The organism is Embleya sp. NPDC005971 (genome assembly GCF_040629175.1).
Taxonomy (GTDB): domain Bacteria; phylum Actinomycetota; class Actinomycetes; order Streptomycetales; family Streptomycetaceae; genus Embleya.
In genome coordinates, this window is sequence record NZ_JBEXUX010000194.1 from 1 (window position 1) to 1,101 (window position 1,101).

General features: G+C 60.9%; 1 protein-coding gene. It reads left to right on the top strand.

Features of this window, described 5'->3' with window-relative positions; translation table 11 throughout:
- Positions 1-224: 224 nt before the first annotated feature.
- Positions 225-1,064 (top strand): IS5 family transposase, encoded by an 840-nt coding sequence (locus tag ABZ374_RS48565; RefSeq protein WP_360325281.1) that lies wholly within the window; start codon positions 225-227, stop codon positions 1,062-1,064.
- Positions 1,065-1,101: the final 37 nt, after the last annotated feature.

Below are 1,101 nucleotides of genomic sequence, written 5' to 3' on the forward strand. Positions count from 1 at the left end.
AGTGGGCGTTTAGCGGTGGATTTCGACGTTAAGTCGGCCTGTCCTCGATCACGTTCGATCCAGCTTGCGGCATAAGCCCCACTCTTCAGTGACACAGATCCAACCTTGGGCACCCGTTTGCTCCGCTTCCAGCACACAGATTCCGTCTGGTTTATAGACGCCTGGAAACGCCCAGTCCATCCAAGTGCCGCCACGCGAACGGTCGTTCGTGTAGAAGCACAGCCGTGACCCAGCGGAAACCGTATCCGAGCGACCTCTCCGACGCCCGATGGGCGCTGATCGAACCAACCCTGACCGCCTGGCGGAAAGCCCGCCTCGACCGACGCCCCACCGGACGGCCGGCCACCGTCGAATTACGCGAGATCTTCAACGCGATCCTCTACGTGAACCGCACAGGCATCCCCTGGAAATACCTCCCGCACGACTTCCCAACACACCAGACCGTCTACGCCTACTACGCGGCATGGCGCGACGAAGGCACCTTCCTCCGACTCAACTACGACCTCACCGGCCTCGCCCGCGCCAAAGACGGCCGCCACGCCGAACCGACCGCATCCGTGATCGACACCCAGACCGTCAAGACCTCCACCAACGTACCCCTGACCAGCCAAGGAACCGACGCCGCCAAGAAGATCGTCGGCCGCAAACGGGGCATCGCCACCGACACGCTCGGCCTCATCCTCGCCGTGCACGTCACCGCGGCAAGCCTTTCCGAAAACGCCGTCGGAATACGACTCCTCGACCACCTCAAAACCAAGTACCCGACCATCACCAAGACTTGGGCAGACACCGGATTCAAAAACGCCGCCATCGAACACGGAGCCGGCCTCGGAATCGACGTCGAAATCGTCTCCAGAAATCCCGCAACCCGCGGATTCAAAGTCCTGAAAAGGCGCTGGGTCGTCGAACGAAGCCTGGGCTGGATCATGCTGCGACGACGTCTCACCCGCGACTACGAAACCCTCTCCACCAGCTCCGAAGCCATGATCCACATCGCTTCGATCGACAATCTCACCAAACGCATAACGGACGAAGCCACACCTACCTGGCGAGGCACCTACTAGAACATAAGGCGCAACTCGCCCACATTAAACGCCCACT